Below are 18,873 nucleotides of genomic sequence, written 5' to 3'. Positions count from 1 at the left end.
TTTCTCCCGCCGCGCTATTTCGGCGTTTTGACCAGCCCGAGCCGCACCAGGCTTTCCGCGGTGGCGGCCAGCGCGTCCTCGCGCGAGCGCGGCGCCCAGCCGAGCATGCGCACCGCCTTGGCGCTGGTGGCGTTCTTGACCTTGCCGAGTTCCGTCACGAGTTGCGCGGCTTCCGCGTTGAACAGCCCCACCACCCGCACCAACCAATCGGGAAGCTCCCGCGTCGAGACACGCGACGCGGCCGCGCCGAGCCGCGTTTTCACCGTCTGGGCGATCTCCCGCACGGTCATGAAATCGCCGGCAACGGCCAGGAAGCGCTCGCCACTGGCGGCGGGATTGGTCATTGCGCGCACATGCAGGTCCGCCACGTCGCGCGCGTCGACCACACCGAAGGACAGGCGCGGCAACCCAGGCATGGCACCATTCAGCATGCGCTGAACAAATTCGGTGGAGGTCGAATGGTCGGACCCTAGCACTGGTCCGAAAATGCCGACCGGATTGACGACGGCCAACTCCAGCTTGCCACCCTCGGCGGCGATGAAATCCCAGGCCGCGCGCTCGGCGAGCGTCTTCGATTTCACATAGGCGCTGACCTTGGCCGTCGGATCGGTCCAGCTCTCCTCGGTGAAAGGCCGGCCGCCGGGCGGCATCTTGCCATAGCCGATGGCGGCGAAGGACGAGGTCAGCACGACGCGTTTGACGCCAGCGTCTCGCGCCGCCCTGAGCACGCGCAACGCGCCTTCGCGAGCCGGGATGATCAGGTGATCCTCGTGCTTCGGCACGCCGGGCGGAAATGGCGAGGCGACATGCAGGACATAGTCGCAGCCGGCGATAGCGTCGGGCCAGCCGGCATCGCTCATGAGGTCGGCGATGGCAAAGGAAAGCCTGTCGCCCGGCTCGCCGCCGCCGGCCTTGAGTATGGCGATAACGTCGGCTTCGCGCTTGGCGGAGCGCACCGTCGTGCGCACGCGATAGCCCGCCTTCAACAGGGCAAGAATACAGTGCGCGCCGAGGAAACCCGATCCGCCGGTGACAAGCACCAATTCGCCGCCCATGGCCGCCTCCCCGTTCAGGTCGAGACGATCGAACTCGTCAGATCGCCACCTGCGTGCCGATTTCTACCACACGGCCGGTCGGGATCTGGAAATACTCCGTCGCATCCGCCGCCGTGCGCGCCAAGCCGATGAACAGCCGGTCCTGCCATAGCGGCATGCCGGAATTGGGCGAGGCCTTGAGCGAGCGCCGCGACAGGAAGAAGGACGTCGTCATAATGTCGAACTTCCAGCCCTGCTTGCGGCAGATCGCCAGTGCGCGTGGAATGTTGGGCTGTTCCATATAGCCGAAAGTCAGCGTCACCCGCATGAACAGCTCGTTGACCGTCTCCATCTTGACGCGCTCGCTGTCGGGCACCACCGGCTGAGGGGCAGTCACCACCGAAAGGATAACGTTCTGCTCGTGCAGAACCTTGTAGTGCTTGAGGCTGTGCATCAAGGCGGTCGGCGCACTGAGCGGATCGCTGGTCAGGAACACCGCGGTGCCGGATACCAGCTGCGGCTTCTTCTTCAGCAGATTGCCTGCAAGGAAATCGAGCGGGATCTCGTTGCGGCGCGTCTTGTTGAAGAGATAGCGGCTGCCGCGCACCCAAGTCCACATGCCCAGCACGATGGTGAAGGCCACGACCAGCGACGCCCAGCCGCCTTCGAACACCTTGACGATGTTGGAGGCGAAGAAGCCGACATCGATGAAGGCGAACAGCACGGTGAGCGGGATCGCCACCGACAGCTTCCACTTCCAGATACGGGTCATGATCACATAGAGCAGCACCGTCGTCACCAGCATGTTGCCGGTTACCGAGATGCCGTAGGCGGAGGCCAGCTTGCTCGATTCGCCGAAGCCGACCACCAGCATCATCACCACCAGGGCCAGCAGAAGATTGACGCGCGGCATGTAGATCTGGCCGGACTGCTTTTCCGATGTGTGCAGGATTTCCAGCCGAGGCAACATGTTGAGCTGCACCGCCTGGCGGGTCAGCGAAAAAGCCCCTGAAATGACCGCCTGGCTGGCGATGACGGTAGCCGCCGTCGCCAGCACCACCATCGGGATCAGCGTCCAACCCTCGTTCATCTCGAAGAACGGGTGCCCGACCACACCGTTCTTCGCCAGCACGAAGGCGCCCTGCCCGGCATAATTCAACAGCAGGCAGGGGAACACGATCGAAAGCCAGGCAAGCACGATCGGCTTGCGGCCGAAATGGCCGAGATCGGCATAGAGCGCTTCCGCGCCGGTCACGGCAAGGAAGATGGCGCCGATGGTGACGAAGGCGACGTCGGGCGAATGGATCAGGAAGGCGGCGATATAGTGCGGGCTGACCGCCCACAGGATTTCCGGATCGGCGATGATGTGCTTGAGACCGGAAAGGCCGATGGCCAGGAACCAGATCGCGGTCACCGGGCCGAAGACCAGCCCCACGCCACCGGTACCGAAACGCTGAACCGCGAATACCATGGCGAGGATGACCAGCGTCAGCGGCACGACATAGGGCTGGAAGGTGGGGGTGACGACATTCATGCCCTCGACCGCCGACAGTACCGAAATCGCCGGCGTGATGACCGCGTCGCCGAAAAACAGCGAGGCGCCGACGATGCCAATGCCGAGCATCAGCGCCGACCGCTTCGGAAAACTGCCGCGGGCCAGCGCCATCAGCGACAGCACGCCGCCCTCGCCGCGATTGTCGGCGCGCAGCACGAACATGATGTATTTGATGGTGACGATGATCGTCAGTGACCAGATGATCAGCGACAGAACACCAAGAATGTCGCCACGGTCGGCAACTTGCCCGCCCGACGACGCGACCAGCGCCTCGCGGAATGCATAGATTGGGCTGGTGCCGATATCGCCATAGACCACGCCGAGTGCGCCCAGCATCAACACCTTGGTGCTGTGCTGCTCGATTTCGGGATGGCTCGATTGGTCGACGGGTTCTGCCTCACTACCAGCACTGGCAAGGGCCATGTACGACACTCCGATAAACGCGCGGTGCTCTACGCTTGCTGCAATGCAATATCAAGTGCCGTAACGTTATGGCACTCATGTTGGCGGCGCGGCCTCTTGTGGGCGAATTCGAGCGAATGCCGGTCAATGCGACATTCGCGGCTCATGTCCGGACCCATGGCAAAACCTGAGGGCCGGCGAGCACGTGTCTGTTAAATGGCGACCTGCGTGCCGATTTCAACGACGCGGCCGGTCGGGATCTGGAAATACTCCGTCGCGTCGGCCGCCGAGCGCGCCAAGCCGATGAACAGCCGGTCCTGCCACACCGGCATGCCTGAATTGGGCGAGGCTTTCAGCGACCGCCGCGACAGGAAGAACGACGTCGTCATGATGTCGAACTTCCAGCCCTGCTTGCGGCAGATCGCCAGCGCGCGCGGAATGTTGGGCTGTTCCATGTAGCCGAAGGTCAGCGTCACCCGCATGAACAACTCGTTGACCGTCTCCATCTTGACGCGTTCGCTGTCGGGCACGACGGGCTGCGGCGCCGTCACCACCGAAAGGATGACGTTCTGCTCGTGCAGCACCTTGTAGTGCTTCAGGCTGTGCATCAGCGCGGTCGGCGCGCTGAGCGGATCGCTGGTCAGGAACACCGCGGTGCCGGATACCAGCTGCGGCTTCTTCTTCAACAGATTGCCGGCGAGGAAATCGAGCGGGATTTCGTTGCGGCGGGTCTTGTCGAAGAGATAGCGGCTGCCGCGTATCCACGTCCACATGATCAGCCCCATCAGGCAGGCAACGGTGATCGAGACCCAGCCGCCTTCCACGATCTTCACGACATTGGCCAGGAAGAAGCCGCTGTCGATGACGCCGAACAGCAGGGTCAGCGCCAGGGCCAGCGCCAGCTTCCATTTCCACATCTTGCGCATCACCACGAACAGCAGGATCGTCGTCATCAGCATTTCGCCGGTCACCGAGATGCCATAGGCGGAAGCCAGCGAACTTGAACTGCCGAAACCGACGACCAGCAGCATCACCCCCATCGCGATGAGTAGGTTGACACGCGGCATGTAGATCTGCCCGGACTGCATTTCCGACGTATGCTGTACCTCGATGCGCGGCAGAAGATTGAGCTGCACCGCCTGGCGGGTCAGCGAAAAAGCCCCTGAGATGACCGCCTGGCTGGCAATGACCGTCGCGGCCGTTGCAAGTCCCACCATCGGCATCAGTGCCCAGTCAGGCAGCATCTGGAAGAACGGATTGGTCGGTTTTCCGTCATTGGCGAGCACAAAGGCGCCCTGCCCGAAATAGTTGAGCAGCAGGCAGGGGAAAACCACGGAAAACCATGCCAGCACGATCGGCTTGCGTCCGAAATGGCCGAGATCGACATAAAGCGCCTCAGCCCCGGTTACCGCCAGGAACACGGCGCCGACGGTGACAAAGGCGGCGGTCGGTGTGCTGGCCAGATAAGCGACCGCGTAATAGGGATTGATGGCAAGCAGGACCGATGGATCATCCTTCAAATGATAGATGCCGGCAACGCCGATGGCCAGGAACCACAGCGCCGTCACCGGCCCGAACACCGCCGCCACCTTTCCCGTGCCGAAGCGTTGCACGGAGAACAGGATGGCAAGGATGACCAGCGTGATCGGCACGACATAGGCGCCCAGCGTTGGGGTCACCACGGTGAGGCCTTCGACCGCCGACAGCACCGAGATGGCCGGAGTTATGATCGAATCGCCGAAAAACAGCGCCGCGCCGCAAAGACCGATCACCAGAATCAGTCGAGCGCCTTTGGGATAGGCGCTGCGTGCCAACGACATCAGCGACAGGGTGCCGCCTTCGCCCTTGTTGTCGGCACGAAGCACGAAGGCAACGTATTTGACGGTCACGATGATCGTCAGCGCCCAGACGATCAGCGACAGCACGCCAAGCACGTGAACGCGCGTATCGATGCCGGGCGAAGCGTGAAGCGCCTCGCGAAAGGCGTAGATCGGACTTGTGCCTATGTCCCCATAGACAACGCCGAGCGCGCCCAGCATGAGAACCTTGGTGCTGTGCTGCTCGACTCCGGCATGGCTCGATTGCTCGACGGTTTCAGGCTCGCTCCCGCTATTGGCAAGGGCCATCGACCACTCTCCGACTAGCGCGCGGTGCTTTATCCATGCTGCGACACGATATCAAATGCACGCGATGGCTGCCATACCAATACGAAGCATTACCCCCTACCAGCCGCAAGCCCTGAGGAACCGGCCCACTGTGCCGGCCATGCCATACTCCAATGCGTCGGCTGTCAACCCATGTCCGATCGACACTTCGGCCAATGCCGGAATGCGCTTTGCCAGCGCGGGCAGATTGGCCACCGTCAGATCGTGCCCGGCATTGACCTGGAGGCCGGCGGCAAATGCCACGTCAGCGGTTTTTCCCAGCCTTTCCAATTCCTTGGACGCCTTACCGGAATCGGAATGGTAGCTGCCATAAGGACCAGTATAGAGTTCGATACGATCGGCGCCCGTGTCGCGCGCGGCCGCCATGCCGGCGGGATCGGCATCGGAAAACAGCGAGACCCTGAAACCGCCCTTCTTCAGACGCTTGACGATCGGCGCCAGGAACGCCGCATCGGCGATAAAGTTCCAGCCATGGTCGGAGGTTGCCTGAGAGGGATCGTCGGGCACCAGCGTCACCTGCTCAGGCTGGTGCTTCTCCACAAGCGCCAGGAAATCCTCGTTTGGGTAGCCCTCGATGTTGAATTCCGCCTGCGGGAATTCGTCGTCGATCAGCGCCCTGATCTGGGGCAGGTCGGAATGCCTTGTGTGACGTTCGTCGGGGCGCGGATGCACCGTCAGCCCATGCGCTCCGGCGGCAAGGGCAAGGCGGCCGACGCCGATTACGCTGGGCCATGGCAGGTCGCGCCGGTTGCGCAGCATGGCGATGGCGTTGAGGTTGACGGAAAGCTTGGCGGGCATGGGCTGGCGTCCGTGAAACAGGCTATCGAGGCGCGCCACGCTCATTCGTTCCGGCACGGCGCATTTGAGACGGCGCATCTATAGCGTCTTTAACGGGAACAGATAGGGCCTTTCCGGTGTTCCAGAAGACCAACATACTCCACGAAAAGGAGGCGCTACCTTGAATTTCCTCCAATCCGTGCCGGCGATCCGCCGCATCGATACCAGCCGCGACGACCTCTTTGCCATCGATGTGGTTGGCCATGTCTCGGCCGCCGATGCCGAGAACCTGTTTGGCCTGCTCGAGGCGGCCTATTTGCTCCATCAGAGAATTGACGTGGCCGTGCGCATAGTCGATCATGAGGGCGTCGACTGGGCGGACATCTCCGATGAGACCATCAAGAAGGGTGCCGTCCACGCATTGGAACATATTGGCCGTTGCGCGGCGATCGGCGCCCCTGACTGGACGCCGAACGCACGGCGCGCCTTGCCCGCTTCGTCGCCCGTCGAATTCAGGCATTTCAAGATCGAGGACGAAGCTGCTGCTTGGGAATGGCTCGGGGCGCGACCGACGGGCCAGGAGGCCACGGCCGCTCCAGAAAGAGGATGAAACGGTTTTCCACCTACCCGCCGACCCCTTCTATCTGACGATCGTCAGTCGTTCAGCGGCCCGGGTGATGGCTGTATAAAGCCAACGCTGGCGCGTTTCCTTGAAGGCCCAGCTTTCGTCGAACAGCACGATCTCGTTCCACTGCGAACCCTGCGCCTTGTGCACGGTCAGCGCATAGCCATAGTCGAAATCATCGAAGCGCTTCTTCTGCTGCCAGGGGATTTCGGCGTCCGGATCCTCGAACGCCGCCTTGAGCAGCTTGATCTTGGCGACGCCACGATCCGGATCGTCCTCCTCGGGCGACACCAGAAGGTTGATGCCGGGCTTCACCGTCTCGCGCGACGAGGTCATCACCTTCCACAGCGAGCCGTTGAGCAGGCCTTTGGCTGGGTCGTTGCGCAGGCACACCAGCTTGTCGCCCGCTTGTGGGTAATCCGCATTGAAGCCCTTCAACTCGCGCAGGCGCTGGTTATAGCGCCGCCGCGTCCGGTTGGTGCCGACCAGCACCTGATCAGCCCTCAGCACCAGTTCCTGGTTGACGTCTTCCTTGCCGATCACCTGCGCGCTGCCATAGTCGCCGCGCATGAATTCGCGGCCCTCGCGCACATCGAGCGCCAGCCGCAGGATCGGATTGTCGCGCGCCTGCCGGTGGATCTCGGTCAGCAGAAAGTCGGGCTCGTGATCGGTGAAGAAGCCGCCGCCCGAGATCGGCGGCAACTGGCCGGGATCGCCCAGCACCAGGATCGGCGTGCCGAAACTCATCAGGTCACGGCCGAGCTGTTCGTCGACCATCGAGCATTCGTCGATGACGACCAGTTTCGCGCGCGAGATCGGGCTCTGCCGGTTGAGCGAAAAGGTCGGCGACATCGACGTCTTTCCGGTCACTTCGTCGGCCACCGATTCCTCGCCCTTGGGCCTATAGATCAGCGAATGGATGGTGCGGGCGTTGACCGCGCCCTTGGAGCGCAGCACTTGCGCCGCTTTGCCGGTGAAGGCGGCGAACTGCACCTGGCCGTCAACATGTTCGGCGAAATAGCGCGCCAGCGTCGTCTTGCCGGTGCCGGCATAGCCGAACAGCCGGAACAGCTGCGGCTTGCCGGTCTTCAGCCAGCGGGCGACCGCTTGCAGCGCCTCATCCTGTTGGGGTGAAAATTCCATCTAATCGTGTGACCGGATTCGCGAGGCAAACACAAGATAGCCGCCACCAGCATCAACATAGCGGGCGGCGAACTCCCCCCGTGGTTCCAGGCTATCAGCCGCAATCAAGAACGTAAAGGGAACGAAACAGCCTGCATTCAGTTGTCAGCGCGCGGGTCGTTGTCCAGCAGGATCGGCTTGCCATGCGGCGTGGCGTGCGCGGCACGCTCCCAGGCCCGCGCCATCGCATCGACGTCAGGCTTGGCGGCCAGCCCCTTGGAAGCAAGCAGGGTTTCAAGCGCCGCCAGCCAATGCTCGTAGTAATCATGGCCGTCCGCCGCGGCATCTGGCCTCTTCACCTCGGCGGACAGGGCATCCGCCCACTCGCTCCACGAAAACAGGCCCTTGTCGTGCAGGGCCACCGTCATGGCGAAGGCTTCGGCCTGCCATGGCGCGGCGAAAACCGGTGCGTCGAGCCCGGCGGGCAAACCGGCGGCAGGCCCCTTCACTTCACGCCGGTTCAAGATAGCTCTCCCAGGCGTCGATCGAGACGGTCAGTGTCGGGTCGGCGCCCTCGCCCCAGATTTCCGTGCCGTCGAAAACCACGGTATAGACCCATTGCGGATTCTCGCCCTGCCCATGCGCATTGCTGTCGGGAAAGACGAAGCCGTCGCGCACGGCCTCGATCGTCCCGTTCTTGTCGCGCGCATAGCGCGGCAGCCTGGTATGGCCGGTCGGATTGAAGTTTTTGGTCCGCACCGAATCACCAGCCTTGAAGCGCGGCGCTGTCTCGACCGGCCGGTCACACGGACCGCCCTTGGCCAGCACGGCCGGAACGTTTTCCGCCTTCAGCACCCGTTTCGGAGTCGCCGCCGGATCGATCGCCTCGCCTGCCCCGAGGTCGCGTTCGCTGACGAAGCCGTGCCGCTTGAGCAGGATCTCCAGTGCCTTGATCCAGATCTGATAGTAGCTGGAGCTGTAATAGTCGGCCGGATGCAGCGATTCCCGCGCATGCCGGCTCTCGTCGATGTTCCAGGCGCCCATGCCGCCGGCGCAGAGCGTCACGCCGAGCGCCCGCCGCTCCCACGGAGCATGGAAATAGGGTTCATCCTTTTCGGGCGCGACCGGCCCGAATCCCATCTGTCCGCCGAGATCTTGCGGCCCGTTCATGCCCGTTGACTCGCTAGCGCGGTGCCGATCATGGCATCGCGGCTCACCAGTTCCGCCAGCCGCTCCTCGCTCCAGCCTTCGGTGCCCTCCGGCCGCATTGGCACGACGAGATAGCGCAGTTCCGCCGTCGAATCCCAGACGCGTATCTTCGTCCCGGCCGGCAGCACCAGCCCGAATTCCTCGAGCATGCCGCGCGGATCGATCACCGCGCGCGACCGATAGGGCGGCGCCTTGTACCACACCGGCGGCAAGCCAAGCACCGACCACGGATAACAGGAACACAGCGTGCAGACGACGAGGTTGTGGGTGTCCCCGGTGTTGAACACCGCCTGCATGTGCTCGCCTTGCCGGCCGGTATAGTTCAGCGATTCGATTGCCCGCGTCGCGTCGCGCTTCAGCCACTCGGCAAAAGCGGGATCGCTCCAGGCCCTGGCCACTACCCTGGCACCGTTGCGCGGGCCGATCTTCGTCTCGTAGGTATCGACGATGACGTCGATCGCGGCCGGATCGATCAGCCCCTTGCGGGTCAGGATGGTTTCCAGCGCCCGCACCCGCGCGGCAAACGGATCGAGTTCGTTGTCGTGGTCATGATCGTGGGACATGGCCGCAAATTACGGTTCCGATCCGCCGGCCGCAAGCTCCATGGCTTGGGCCAACAGGGACCGGAGCTTTGTCCGCCCGCTACTCGGCGGCCGTCTTCTGTGGCTCGCCCGGGATGTCGTCATTGGTGCCGAACAGCGAAGGCTGATCGCCCTCTTCGACCAGATGCAACTCGGCTTTGCGCTTCGGCATGAGCCCGACCAGCCAGCCCGAGAAATTCTCCATGTAGACATAGATTACCGGCGTCACGAACAAAGTCAGCGCTTGCGAAGCGAGCAAGCCACCGACAACGGCTACGCCCAGCGGCTGGCGAAGTTCCGCGCTGGCGCCGGTGCCGAGCGCGATCGGGAACGTGCCCATCAGTGCTGCCAGCGTCGTCATCATGATCGGCCTGAACCGCATCAGGCAGGCCTTGTGGATCGAGTCCGTGGCCGACATGCCTTCTCGTCGCAGTTCAAGCGCGACATCGACCATCATGATGCCGTTCTTCTTGACGATGCCGATCAGCATCAGGATGCCGATCACCGCGATGACGGACAGATCCATGCCGGCGAAGCGCAAGGCGACAACCGCCCCGAGCACAGCCGACGGGAGGCCCGTCAAGATGGTGAGCGGGTGGATGAAGCTCTCATACAGAATGCCGAGCACGATATAGATGGTCAGGATGGCGCCGCCGACCAGCAGGCCCTGGTTGGCGAGCGAATCCTGGAAGGTCTTGGCCGTGCCGGCGAAGGTCGTGGAGATCGCTGCCGGCATGCCGATCTGTTCTTTCAGCGCGTCGATGCGTTTCACACTATCGCCCAGCGCCACGCCCTGCGGCAGGTTGTAGGAGATGGTCACGGCCGGAAGCTGGCCGAGCTGATTGACCGTCAAGGCGCCGGCCGTGCGATCGACCCGGGCGAAGGCGCCGAGCGGCACCAGGCTGCCGCTCGCCGTCCGCATCTGGATGGCGAGCATCCGCTCCGGCGACCATTCGATCTTGGGATCGAGTTCGGTGATGACTTCGTAGCTGTCGGCCGAGCCGAAGATCGTTGAAACCTGGTCGGTGCCGAACCCGCCATAAAGCGCCGAGCGGAGCGTGTCGGTGTCGATGCCGAGCTGCGCGGCCTTGTCGCGATCCACCACCAGGGACGCCTGCAACGCATTGTTCTGCAGGTCGCTGGTGACATCGGCGAAGGTCGCATGGTCGGCCGCCATCGCGTCATTCATCTTCTGCGCCCAGATATCGGTCTGTCCGGTATCGAGGCCCTGAACCACGAGCTGGTAGGCACTGGCCGACGACCGCGAACCGAGCCGCAGATTCTGCACCGGCTGCATGTAGGTCTCGATGCCCGCCACGCCGGTCAGTTGCTTGCGCAGGTCCGAAAGCACCTTCTCGATATCGGGACGCAGGTCCTTGCCCTTGAGCTGGACGAAGAGCTGCCCCTGGTTGAGGGCATTATTGCCACTGCCCGCCGACCACGCCACGTGGTCGACATAGGGCGACCTCGAGAACACGCTGGCCACCTGCCCTTGCAGCTTGGCCATGGCGTCGAACGAAATGTCCTGGCGCGCGATCGTGGTCACCGAAATCTGGCCGATATCCTCCTGCGGGAAGAAGCCCTTCGGCGAGACCTCGATCAGCCACACCGAGGCTGCCGCGGTGCCGATGAAGACGAGGAACACCAGGAAGGTGTGCCGTAGGCAGAAGCTCAGGATCCAGTCATAGCCGCGCGTGATGAAATCGCGCTTGTGGCCGGCGCCGTGCGCCTCGCGGTCGGCCTTGGTCACCGACAGCAGCCGCGAGCACAGCATCGGCGTCAGCGTCAGCGACACGAACATCGAGGCCAGGATGGCGACGGTCACCACCACGGCGAACTCGTTGAAGATGCGCCCGATCACGCCGCCCATCAGGAGCACCGGGATGAACACCGCCACCAGCGAGATCGAGATCGAGATGATGGTGAAGCCGATCTCGCGCGCGCCCTTCAGCGACGCATCGAAGGCCGACAGCCCGTCCTCTTCCATGTGGCGGAAGATGTTTTCGAGCATCACGATGGCATCGTCGACGACGAGGCCGACGGCGAGCGTCAGGCCCATCAGCGAGATGTTGTCGATGGAAAAGCCGAACAGGAACATCGCGCCGAGCGTGGCGATCAGCGAGATCGGCACCGCCACGGCCGGGATGATGGTCGCCGTCACCCGGCGCAGGAACACGAAGATCACCAGGACCACCAGCGCGATGGTCAACAGCAGCGTGAACTGCACGTCGTCGACGGCCTGGCGGATCGAGCTCGAGCGGTCGTTGAGCAGCTTGATCTGGGCGGCGGCCGGCATCTGGTCCTGGAAGGACGGCAGCATCGCTTTGACCTTGTCGACGACGTCGACCGTATTGGCGTCGGGCTGGCGTTGCACGGCCATGATGATCGCGCGGGTACCGTCGTACCAGCTTGCGGTCGTGGTGGTCTGCACCGAATCGACGACACGGGTCACCTCGCCCAGCCGCACCGGATGACCGTTCTTGGTGGCGATGATGAGGTTGGAGAAGCCGGCCGCATCGGTAAGCTGCGTGTTGGCGGTGATGGTCAGCTGCTGCTTATTGTTCTGCAGCACGCCGAGCGGCGTGTTGCTGTTGGCCGAAGCCACAGCCGCTTGCAGCTGATCGATAGAAATGCCCCGCGCGGCAAGCGCGGTCGGATCGATCTGGATGCGCACTGCGTATTTCTGCTGGCCGAAGATCGACACCTGCGCGACGCCGTCGATGGTCGACAGCGACGGCGAGATGACGTTTTCGGCAAAGGCATCGAGGTCGGTCAGCGGAACCGTATCGCTGACCAGCGACATCAGCAGGATAGGCGCATCGGCCGGATTGACCTTCCGATAGCTAGGTGGCGACGTCATCTGCGGCGGCAGTGATTTCTGGGTGCGCGCGATCGCGGCTTGCACGTCGGCCGCGGCCGCATCGATATTCCGGTTGAGGACGAATTGGATGGCGATCGAGGTCTGGCCGAGCGCGTTGGTGGTCGAGATGGAATCGATGCCGGCGATGGTGGCGAACTGCTTGATCAGCGGCGTCGCCACCGATGTGGCCATGGTTTCCGGCGACGCGCCAGGCAGCGAAGCCGAGACGTTGACCACCGGAAATTCGGCGCTCGGCAATGCGGCGACCGGCAGGAATTTGTACGCGAACAGCCCGCCCAGCACGAGGGCGAACGACATCAGAAGGGTGGCGACGGGCCTGCGGATGCAGAATTCGGAGATCATTGGCCTGCCTCGCCGGCGTTGCTGGCCTGGGCAACCTTGGGCGCTTCCTTGCCTTCATGCACCGCAGCGCCGTCCTTCAGCCTTGTCTGGCCCTCGGTGACAACCTTCTCGCCGCTTTTCAGCCCCTGGCTGATGGCGCTGTTTTGGCCTTCGGTCAGCGCCACCTGCACTGGCCGCATCTCGACGGTGTTGTCCGGCTTGACCACATAGACGAACGGTCCCTTCTGGCTGGGCTGGACCGCGACGGTCGGAACCGAGGTCATCTGCGGCATGATGCCGGCGTCAAGGACGACATTCACATACTGGCCGGGCCACAAGGAAAGATCGGCATTGGGAATGCTTGCCCGTGTGGCGATCGTGCCCGACGCGGTGTCGACGCTGGAATCCACGAAATCGAGCGTCCCCTTGCCGATCGGCGTCGGGTCGCCGCTTTGGGTCAACGTCACCGCGTTCTGCTGCGGATTGGCAAGCGCCTTGTGCAGCAGCGCAAGGTTGCTTTCCGGCAGATTGAAGTTGACCTGCAAGGGGTCCATCTGGGTGATGGTCACCAGTGGCGTCGCCGTGCTGCTGTTACCGTTGCTGACAGTCACGAGGTCGCCGACGGCGACATTCACCGCACCCAGCCTGCCGGCGATCGGCGCGGCGATGGCGGCAAAGCCGAGCTGGACATTGTCGGCGTCGATCGTTGCCTTGTCGGCATCGACGGTCGCCGCCGCCGCCTTCTGCGCGGCAACAGCCTGGTCGTAGGTCTGCTGCGTACCGGCCTGCTTGGCGACGAGGTCCTTGGCGCGCTGAAGGTCGGAATTCGAGCTGGCAAGCAGCGCCTGGTCCTTGGCAAGCGCTGCCTGGTCCTTGGCGAGTTGCGCCCTCAGCGCCCGGTCGTCGAGCGAGAACAGGAGGTCGCCTGCCTTCACCATCTGCCCGTCCTTGACGCCGATCGACACGATCTGGCTGGAGACGCGCGCGTTGATGTTGACCACGGCCGGAGAGGAGACGAAGCCGATGGCATAGCGGCGGACCGGAAAGTCAGCCGTCGTTGCCGTCGCCGAAACGATAGAAGCCGAACGGGCACCATTGCCGCCACCGCCCTGTTTGCCGCCCGCCTTGTCGGCTGCCGGCTTGTCTGTCGCGGCGACCTGCTTTGTGCCGATGATCTGCTGGGCCTTGTTCAGCGCGTCCGGCGACAGATAGAGCCAGGCCGCACCCGCACAGGCGACCGCCAGCAACGACAGAATGACTTTTCCACGCATCGACAAAAGACCTCTCCGTTCGACACGCCATAGCCAGGTGGTCGTATTCTAGCGCAATTCACGGCTCATTGCCGCGATTTCGCCGAATAGATAGGACGCGGGTTTGTCGGAAAAGGGCCAAAACACGGCATTACGAAGATTTAATGTGCACTGCACAATAGCTGTGCAGCCGGCTGTCGTTAAAAGCCGGAGGTCGGATGGGCTCCGAGAAATGGCCTCCGAGAGGGCAGCCTTATAATCTACCGCAACATCGGCCAAAGCGTCGCCGCCAGCAGCGCGCCCATGGCGATGTTGAACCATTTCAGCCGCACCGGATCCGAAAGGAAACCGCGCAACGCCGTGCCGAATCCAGCCCAGACCGAGACGCTGGGAAGGTTGACCACGGTGAAAGCCACACCAATCAGAATGACGGACAGGAATGGTCGTTCGGGATTGGTGTAAACGGCCATCGCGGTGATGGCCATCACCCAGGCCTTGGGATTGACCCATTGGAAAGCCGCTGCATCGATGAACCGCATCGGCCGCGCATCCGTCTCGCCTTTGCCGCTGAGCGAGCGCGACATGGCGATCTTCCAGGCAAGGTGGAGCAGATAGACGGCACCGGCGATCTTCAGCCCGGTGTGCAGCGCGGGAAACGCGGTCAGCACCGCCCCCAGGCCGAGCCCGACGGCCAGGAGCAGCACAAGAAACCCGATACTGATGCCCAGCATGTGCGGCACGCTTCTGACCAGTCCAAAATTCACGCCTGATGCCAGCAGCATAAGGTTGTTCGGCCCTGGCGTGATCGAGGTCACGAAGGCGTAGACAAGCAGTGCGAGGAATGCGTCGAGGGACATGATATCCTCCCAGATACGTCAGTACTATTGTCTCTTTCCGACGGCTGCACAAAAGCCAGTGCCGACCGTTGGTCGCGCCAGTCCTGCACTCGTACAAAAATTCCGATGGGCTAAGTCGGCCTACATCCCCTGCGGGCCGCGGTTCATCGCCGCCACGCCGGTACGGCAAATCTCGACCAGGCCGAGCGGCTTCATGATGGCGATGAACTGGTCGAGCTTGGACCCCTTGCCGGTGATCTCGAAGATGAAATGCTCGGTGTTGGCGTCGATGACGCTGGCGCGGAAAGCGTCGGCCAGGCGCAGCGCCTCGACCCGGGCCTCGCCGGTGCCGGCAACCTTGACCAGCGCCAGTTCCCGCTCCAGCGGCCGCTCCTGCCCGAACTCGTGCGAACGCACGGTGAGATCGACCACGCGGTGCACCGGCACGATGCGCTCGAGCTGATGCTTGATCTGCTCCAGCACATGCGGCGTGCCGCGCGTCACGATAGTGATACGCGACAGGTGTTTTTCATGCTCGGTCTCCGAGACGGTCAGGCTCTCGATGTTGTAGCCACGCCCGGAAAACAGGCCGATGACCCGGGCGAGCACGCCCGGTTCGTTATCGACCAGCACGGAAAGCGTGTGGTTTTCCGGCCGTTCCGTTTCCTTGGCGATGAAGTAGGCGGAACCGGTGGGTTGAAGGTGCTGTGCGTTCATGACATGAATCTCAAATTCTGGATTTAATTATCTGTTTCCGCACGGCTTTTTGACAAGCCCTGCCTTGGCTCGTCGTCTACACCAGTTCCCGGCCCTTGGCGTCGATGGCATTGGCCACGGCCTCGTCGGTCGCCTCGTCGGGCAAAAGCATCTCGTTGTGCGCCTTGCCCGAAGGGATCATCGGGAAGCAGTTGGCGAGTGTCGCCACGCGGCAGTCGAACAGCACCGGTTTCCTGACCGAGATCATCTCCTTGATCGCGTCGTCGAGTTCGTCGGGCTTGTCGCAGCGAATGCCGTGGCCGCCATAGGCCTCGGCCAGCTTGACGAAGTCCGGCATCGCCTCGGTGTAGGAATGCGACAGCCGGTTGCCGTGCAGCAGCTGCTGCCACTGCCGCACCATGCCCATATACTGGTTGTTGAGGATGAAGATCTTGATCGGTGCGTCGTGCTGCACGGCGGCACTCATCTCCTGCATTGTCATCTGCACCGAGGCGTCGCCGGCAATGTCGACGACCAGTGCATCGGGATGCGCGATCTGCACCCCGAGTGCGGCCGGCAGGCCATAGCCCATCGTGCCCAGCCCGCCCGACGTCATCCAGCGGTTCGGCTTCTCGAAATGATAGTGCTGCGCCGCCCACATCTGATGCTGGCCGACCTCGGTGGTGATGTAGGTGTCCATGTTTTTGGTCAGTTCATAGAGCCGCTGGATGGCGTATTGCGGCATGATCACGTCGTTGTTCATCTTGAAGGCGAGTGAATCGCGCGCGCGCCATTTGGCGATCTGCTCCCACCAGGGATAGAGCGCCTTCTTGTCGGTCTTGGCGGTTGCCCGCCACAGCCGCACCATGTCTTCCAGCACCCGGCCGACATCGCCGATGATAGGCACTTCGGTGTGGACGTTCTTGTTGATCGAGGACGGATCGATATCGATATGGATTTTTCGCGAATTCGGCGAGAAGGCATTCAGCCTGCCGGTGATACGGTCGTCGAAACGCGCGCCGATGCAGAGCATCACGTCGCAATCATGCATGGCCATGTTGGCTTCGTAGGTGCCGTGCATGCCCAGCATGCCCAGCCAGTTCTTGCCCGAAGCCGGATAGGCGCCGAGACCCATCAGCGTCGAGGTGATCGGGAAACCGGTGAGGTCCACCAGTTCGCGCAGGAGATGGCTCGCTTCCGCGCCGGAATTGATGACGCCGCCGCCCGAATAGATGACCGGCTTCCTGGCGGTGGCCATCAGTTCGACCGCGGCCTTGATCTTGTCCAGGTCGCCCTGGACCTTCGGCTGGTAGCTGGTGCGCGGCGCGATCTGCGGCGGGACATAAAAGCCCTTGGCGAACTGCACGTCCTTCGGGATGTCGACCACGACCGGGCCGGGACGGCCGGTCGTCGCGACATGGAAGGCCTCGTGGATGGTCGCGGCGAGTTCGTTGACGTCCTTCACCAGCCAGTTGTGCTTGGTGCAGGGCCGCGTGATGCCGACCGTGTCGCATTCCTGGAACGCGTCGGAGCCGATCAGCGAAGTCGGCACCTGGCCGGTCAGGCAGACCAGCGGGATCGAGTCCATCAGCGCGTCCTGCAGCGGCGTCACCGCATTGGTGGCGCCGGGGCCTGATGTCACCAGCATGACACCGGCCTTGCCGGTCGAGCGCGCATAGCCCTCGGCGGCGTGGCCGGCGCCCTGTTCGTGCCGCACGAGAATGTGCTCGACCTCATCCTGCTGGAAAATCTCGTCGTAGATCGGGAGAACGGCGCCGCCCGGATAGCCGAAGACATGCTTGACGCCATTGTCCTTCAGCGCCTGCACCACCATTTCGGCGCCAGTCATTTCCCTACTTGCCATTTCGCGCCGCTCGTTCTGTCCATTGCTCATCGGTCTGGTCCCGTACTGTCGCCATTTGGGCGTTGCTGGTCGTTTAGTCGTGTTTCAGGCAATAAAAAAGGCCCCCGAGGGAGCCTGTGTGGTGCGCATGGGAGGTCTTCGCCCGGCGGTTACACCGCCTTGCCCACGCGCCTTCCTACGAGAATGAGTGCCGTTTTCATGGTGGCGGACCATAAAGGCGAACTCGCGGGGTCGTCAATGGGGGATGATGCGAATTCACTCGCCTGTGAGATAGGGCTTCGCTACGCGCTACCGTAGTACAGTTGAGCCCATCCATCGACACACCACTATGCGACGCCGGCTGCCCCGGCCGCCCGACTGGCAGCGCCGCGTGCTCCATCCCCCGAGGATGAGCGCGCGTCGCCGATGGATACTCTCGTAGCACCGGCTGGGACATCTCCGAGGCGGCGCGGCGCCTCGGCGGCGACTGCACGACGGTGCATCGCCGCATGAAGCGGCTGCGGGTCGATGCTCCCAACTAGGCTGTAGACCCGCTCATAAACGGTCCTTGGCGCCGTTCTGCGACCTGTGACAAAACCGCAAGATCGGTCGAGCGCTTCAGGTCTGCCTGCCCATATTTGGTGCTGCCACGGAGAACGGAACGATGAAGGCGTCGCTTCAAAACTACCATGCCCGGATGCAACGCGTGCTGGATCACATCGACCAGCATTTGGACGGCAATCTGGACCTGGACGCGTTGAGCGGCATCGCGGCATTTTCCAAATACCATTTCCACCGGCAGTTCACGGCGACCTTCGGGTTGTCGGTGCATCGCTATGTCCAGCTTGCCCGTATGAAGCGTGCTTCGCACCGGCTGGCCTCGAACGAGGCCCAGAGCGTCACGGATATAGCGATGGATGCCGGTTACGATGCACCGGACGCCTTCGCCCGCGCCTTTCGGCAACGGTTCGGGCAATCGCCCTCGTCGTTCCGGAAGTCGCCCGACTGGGCACCGTGGCTTGCGGCCTTCGGGCCCTTGGACAACGCAAGGAGCAAGCTCATGCAGATTACCTATGAACAAGACGACGTCACGATCCGCGATATGCCTCCAACGCCGGTGGCGATCATGGAGCATCGAGGCGACCGCGCGACACTCGGCGACACCATCCAGCGGTTCATCACCTGGCGCAAGGCTGCTGGCCTGTCGCCCGAGACGAGCCCGACCTTCAACATCTTCCGTTCCGAGAGAATCCCCGCGGTTCCAGCCGATTACAGCATGGACCTGTGCGTCGGGACCGACCAGCCGATCGATGCCGACGACGAGCAGATGAAGGCTGGTGTGATCCCTGGCGGGCGCTGCGCGGTGTTGCGCGTCGTCCACAATACCCACAATCTGGAACCCGCCGCGCTCTACCTCTATCGCGACTGGCTCCCTGCCAGCGGCGAGGAAGCGCGTGACTTCCCGATCTATTGCCGACGACACTTTTCATTCTTCCCGAACGTGCCGGTGCATGACGTCGTCGTGGAATTGTTTCTGCCGCTAGTCTAAAATAGCGCCCTGACGGGCCTGCCCCCC

The 18,873-nt window shown here is 63.0% G+C and carries 15 protein-coding genes; 2 read left to right on the top strand and 13 right to left on the bottom strand.

Translation table 11 applies throughout. The features are described from left to right. Window positions 1-14: 14 nt before the first annotated feature. From FJ941_RS01220 to FJ941_RS01205, 4 genes are all read right to left on the bottom strand, one after another. On the bottom strand, window positions 15-1,055 hold the full coding sequence (locus FJ941_RS01220; RefSeq protein ID WP_140502518.1) for an aldehyde reductase: 1,041 nt from the start codon (window positions 1,053-1,055) through the stop codon (window positions 15-17). A gap of 37 nt (window positions 1,056-1,092) precedes the next feature. Beyond that, window positions 1,093-3,012: a potassium transporter Kup gene (locus FJ941_RS01215; protein ID WP_140502517.1), complete on the bottom strand. Its 1,920-nt coding sequence runs from the start codon at window positions 3,010-3,012 to the stop codon at window positions 1,093-1,095. Window positions 3,013-3,203: 191 nt separating this feature from the next. Then, the gene (locus FJ941_RS01210; protein ID WP_140502515.1) at window positions 3,204-5,117 is read right to left on the bottom strand and encodes a potassium transporter Kup; all 1,914 of its coding nucleotides are present in this window, start codon (window positions 5,115-5,117) and stop codon (window positions 3,204-3,206) included. 96 nt (window positions 5,118-5,213) lie between these two features. Beyond that, on the bottom strand, window positions 5,214-5,954 hold the full coding sequence (locus tag FJ941_RS01205) for a pyridoxine 5'-phosphate synthase (RefSeq protein WP_140502774.1): 741 nt from the start codon (window positions 5,952-5,954) through the stop codon (window positions 5,214-5,216). A gap of 160 nt (window positions 5,955-6,114) precedes the next feature. Here FJ941_RS01205 and FJ941_RS01200 point away from each other — a divergent pair, with 160 nt between their 5' ends. Further along, complete coding sequence (locus FJ941_RS01200; RefSeq protein WP_140502514.1) at window positions 6,115-6,543, top strand: STAS/SEC14 domain-containing protein; 429 nt, start codon at window positions 6,115-6,117, stop codon at window positions 6,541-6,543. A gap of 30 nt (window positions 6,544-6,573) precedes the next feature. On the opposite strand, the gene FJ941_RS01195 is transcribed toward FJ941_RS01200, so the two are convergent. From FJ941_RS01195 to FJ941_RS01155, 9 genes are all read right to left on the bottom strand, one after another. After that, a complete protein-coding gene (locus FJ941_RS01195; RefSeq protein WP_027146532.1) occupies window positions 6,574-7,701 on the bottom strand; it encodes an ATP-dependent RecD-like DNA helicase in 1,128 nt (375 codons plus the stop codon). A 137-nt stretch (window positions 7,702-7,838) separates the two neighbouring features. After that, window positions 7,839-8,204, bottom strand: coding sequence for a nitrile hydratase accessory protein (locus FJ941_RS01190; protein ID WP_181169686.1), 366 nt, complete (start codon window positions 8,202-8,204; stop codon window positions 7,839-7,841). Next, window positions 8,191-8,850: a nitrile hydratase subunit beta gene (nthB, locus tag FJ941_RS01185; RefSeq protein WP_140502513.1), complete on the bottom strand. Its 660-nt coding sequence runs from the start codon at window positions 8,848-8,850 to the stop codon at window positions 8,191-8,193. The genes FJ941_RS01190 and nthB overlap by 14 nt, the downstream gene beginning before the upstream one ends. Continuing rightward, window positions 8,847-9,452 carry a nitrile hydratase subunit alpha gene (gene nthA, locus FJ941_RS01180; protein ID WP_140502511.1) on the bottom strand — a complete coding sequence of 202 codons (606 nt, stop codon included), beginning with the start codon at window positions 9,450-9,452 and terminating at the stop codon, window positions 8,847-8,849. The genes nthB and nthA overlap by 4 nt, the downstream gene beginning before the upstream one ends. 79 nt (window positions 9,453-9,531) lie before the next feature. Next, entirely contained in the window at window positions 9,532-12,693 is a 3,162-nt protein-coding gene (locus FJ941_RS01175; RefSeq protein WP_140502510.1) for an efflux RND transporter permease subunit, read from the bottom strand. After that, a complete protein-coding gene (locus FJ941_RS01170) occupies window positions 12,690-13,943 on the bottom strand; it encodes an efflux RND transporter periplasmic adaptor subunit (protein ID WP_140502508.1) in 1,254 nt (417 codons plus the stop codon). The genes FJ941_RS01175 and FJ941_RS01170 overlap by 4 nt, the downstream gene beginning before the upstream one ends. Before the next feature lie 239 nt (window positions 13,944-14,182). Continuing rightward, complete coding sequence (locus tag FJ941_RS01165) at window positions 14,183-14,779, bottom strand: LysE family translocator (RefSeq protein WP_140502506.1); 597 nt, start codon at window positions 14,777-14,779, stop codon at window positions 14,183-14,185. A gap of 120 nt (window positions 14,780-14,899) precedes the next feature. Beyond that, on the bottom strand, window positions 14,900-15,475 hold the full coding sequence (gene ilvN / locus FJ941_RS01160; RefSeq protein ID WP_013894763.1) for an acetolactate synthase small subunit: 576 nt from the start codon (window positions 15,473-15,475) through the stop codon (window positions 14,900-14,902). 76 nt (window positions 15,476-15,551) lie between these two features. Next, window positions 15,552-17,348 carry an acetolactate synthase 3 large subunit gene (locus FJ941_RS01155; RefSeq protein ID WP_140502505.1) on the bottom strand — a complete coding sequence of 599 codons (1,797 nt, stop codon included), beginning with the start codon at window positions 17,346-17,348 and terminating at the stop codon, window positions 15,552-15,554. Between the two features lie 613 nt (window positions 17,349-17,961). Here FJ941_RS01155 and FJ941_RS01145 point away from each other — a divergent pair. Beyond that, window positions 17,962-18,846, top strand: coding sequence for an AraC family transcriptional regulator (locus FJ941_RS01145; RefSeq protein WP_140502503.1), 885 nt, complete (start codon window positions 17,962-17,964; stop codon window positions 18,844-18,846). Window positions 18,847-18,873 lie beyond the last annotated feature (27 nt).

It is taken from the genome of Mesorhizobium sp. B2-3-13, from assembly GCF_006442195.1.
Taxonomy (GTDB): Bacteria; Pseudomonadota; Alphaproteobacteria; order Rhizobiales; family Rhizobiaceae; genus Mesorhizobium; species Mesorhizobium salmacidum.
The sequence above is the reverse complement of the archived record's forward strand: the minus strand, read 5'-3'. Positions and strand labels throughout refer to the sequence as shown.

Excerpts from the sequence above, each read along its gene's own strand:
- FJ941_RS01220 (WP_140502518.1), bottom strand. The coding sequence starts at position 1,055 with ATGGGCGGCGAATTGGTGCTTGTCACCGGCGGATCGGGTTTCCTCGGC.
- FJ941_RS01215 (WP_140502517.1), bottom strand. The coding sequence starts at position 3,012 with ATGGCCCTTGCCAGTGCTGGTAGTGAGGCAGAACCCGTCGACCAATCG.
- FJ941_RS01210 (WP_140502515.1), bottom strand. The coding sequence starts at position 5,117 with ATGGCCCTTGCCAATAGCGGGAGCGAGCCTGAAACCGTCGAGCAATCG.
- FJ941_RS01205 (WP_140502774.1), bottom strand. The coding sequence starts at position 5,954 with ATGCCCGCCAAGCTTTCCGTCAACCTCAACGCCATCGCCATGCTGCGC.
- FJ941_RS01195 (WP_027146532.1), bottom strand. The coding sequence starts at position 7,701 with ATGGAATTTTCACCCCAACAGGATGAGGCGCTGCAAGCGGTCGCCCGC.
- nthB (WP_140502513.1), bottom strand. The coding sequence starts at position 8,850 with ATGAACGGGCCGCAAGATCTCGGCGGACAGATGGGATTCGGGCCGGTC.
- nthA (WP_140502511.1), bottom strand. The coding sequence starts at position 9,452 with ATGTCCCACGATCATGACCACGACAACGAACTCGATCCGTTTGCCGCG.
- FJ941_RS01175 (WP_140502510.1), bottom strand. The coding sequence starts at position 12,693 with ATGATCTCCGAATTCTGCATCCGCAGGCCCGTCGCCACCCTTCTGATG.
- FJ941_RS01170 (WP_140502508.1), bottom strand. The coding sequence starts at position 13,943 with ATGCGTGGAAAAGTCATTCTGTCGTTGCTGGCGGTCGCCTGTGCGGGT.
- FJ941_RS01165 (WP_140502506.1), bottom strand. The coding sequence starts at position 14,779 with ATGTCCCTCGACGCATTCCTCGCACTGCTTGTCTACGCCTTCGTGACC.
- ilvN (WP_013894763.1), bottom strand. The coding sequence starts at position 15,475 with ATGAACGCACAGCACCTTCAACCCACCGGTTCCGCCTACTTCATCGCC.
- FJ941_RS01155 (WP_140502505.1), bottom strand. The coding sequence starts at position 17,348 with ATGAGCAATGGACAGAACGAGCGGCGCGAAATGGCAAGTAGGGAAATG.
- FJ941_RS01145 (WP_140502503.1), top strand. The coding sequence starts at position 17,962 with ATGAAGGCGTCGCTTCAAAACTACCATGCCCGGATGCAACGCGTGCTG.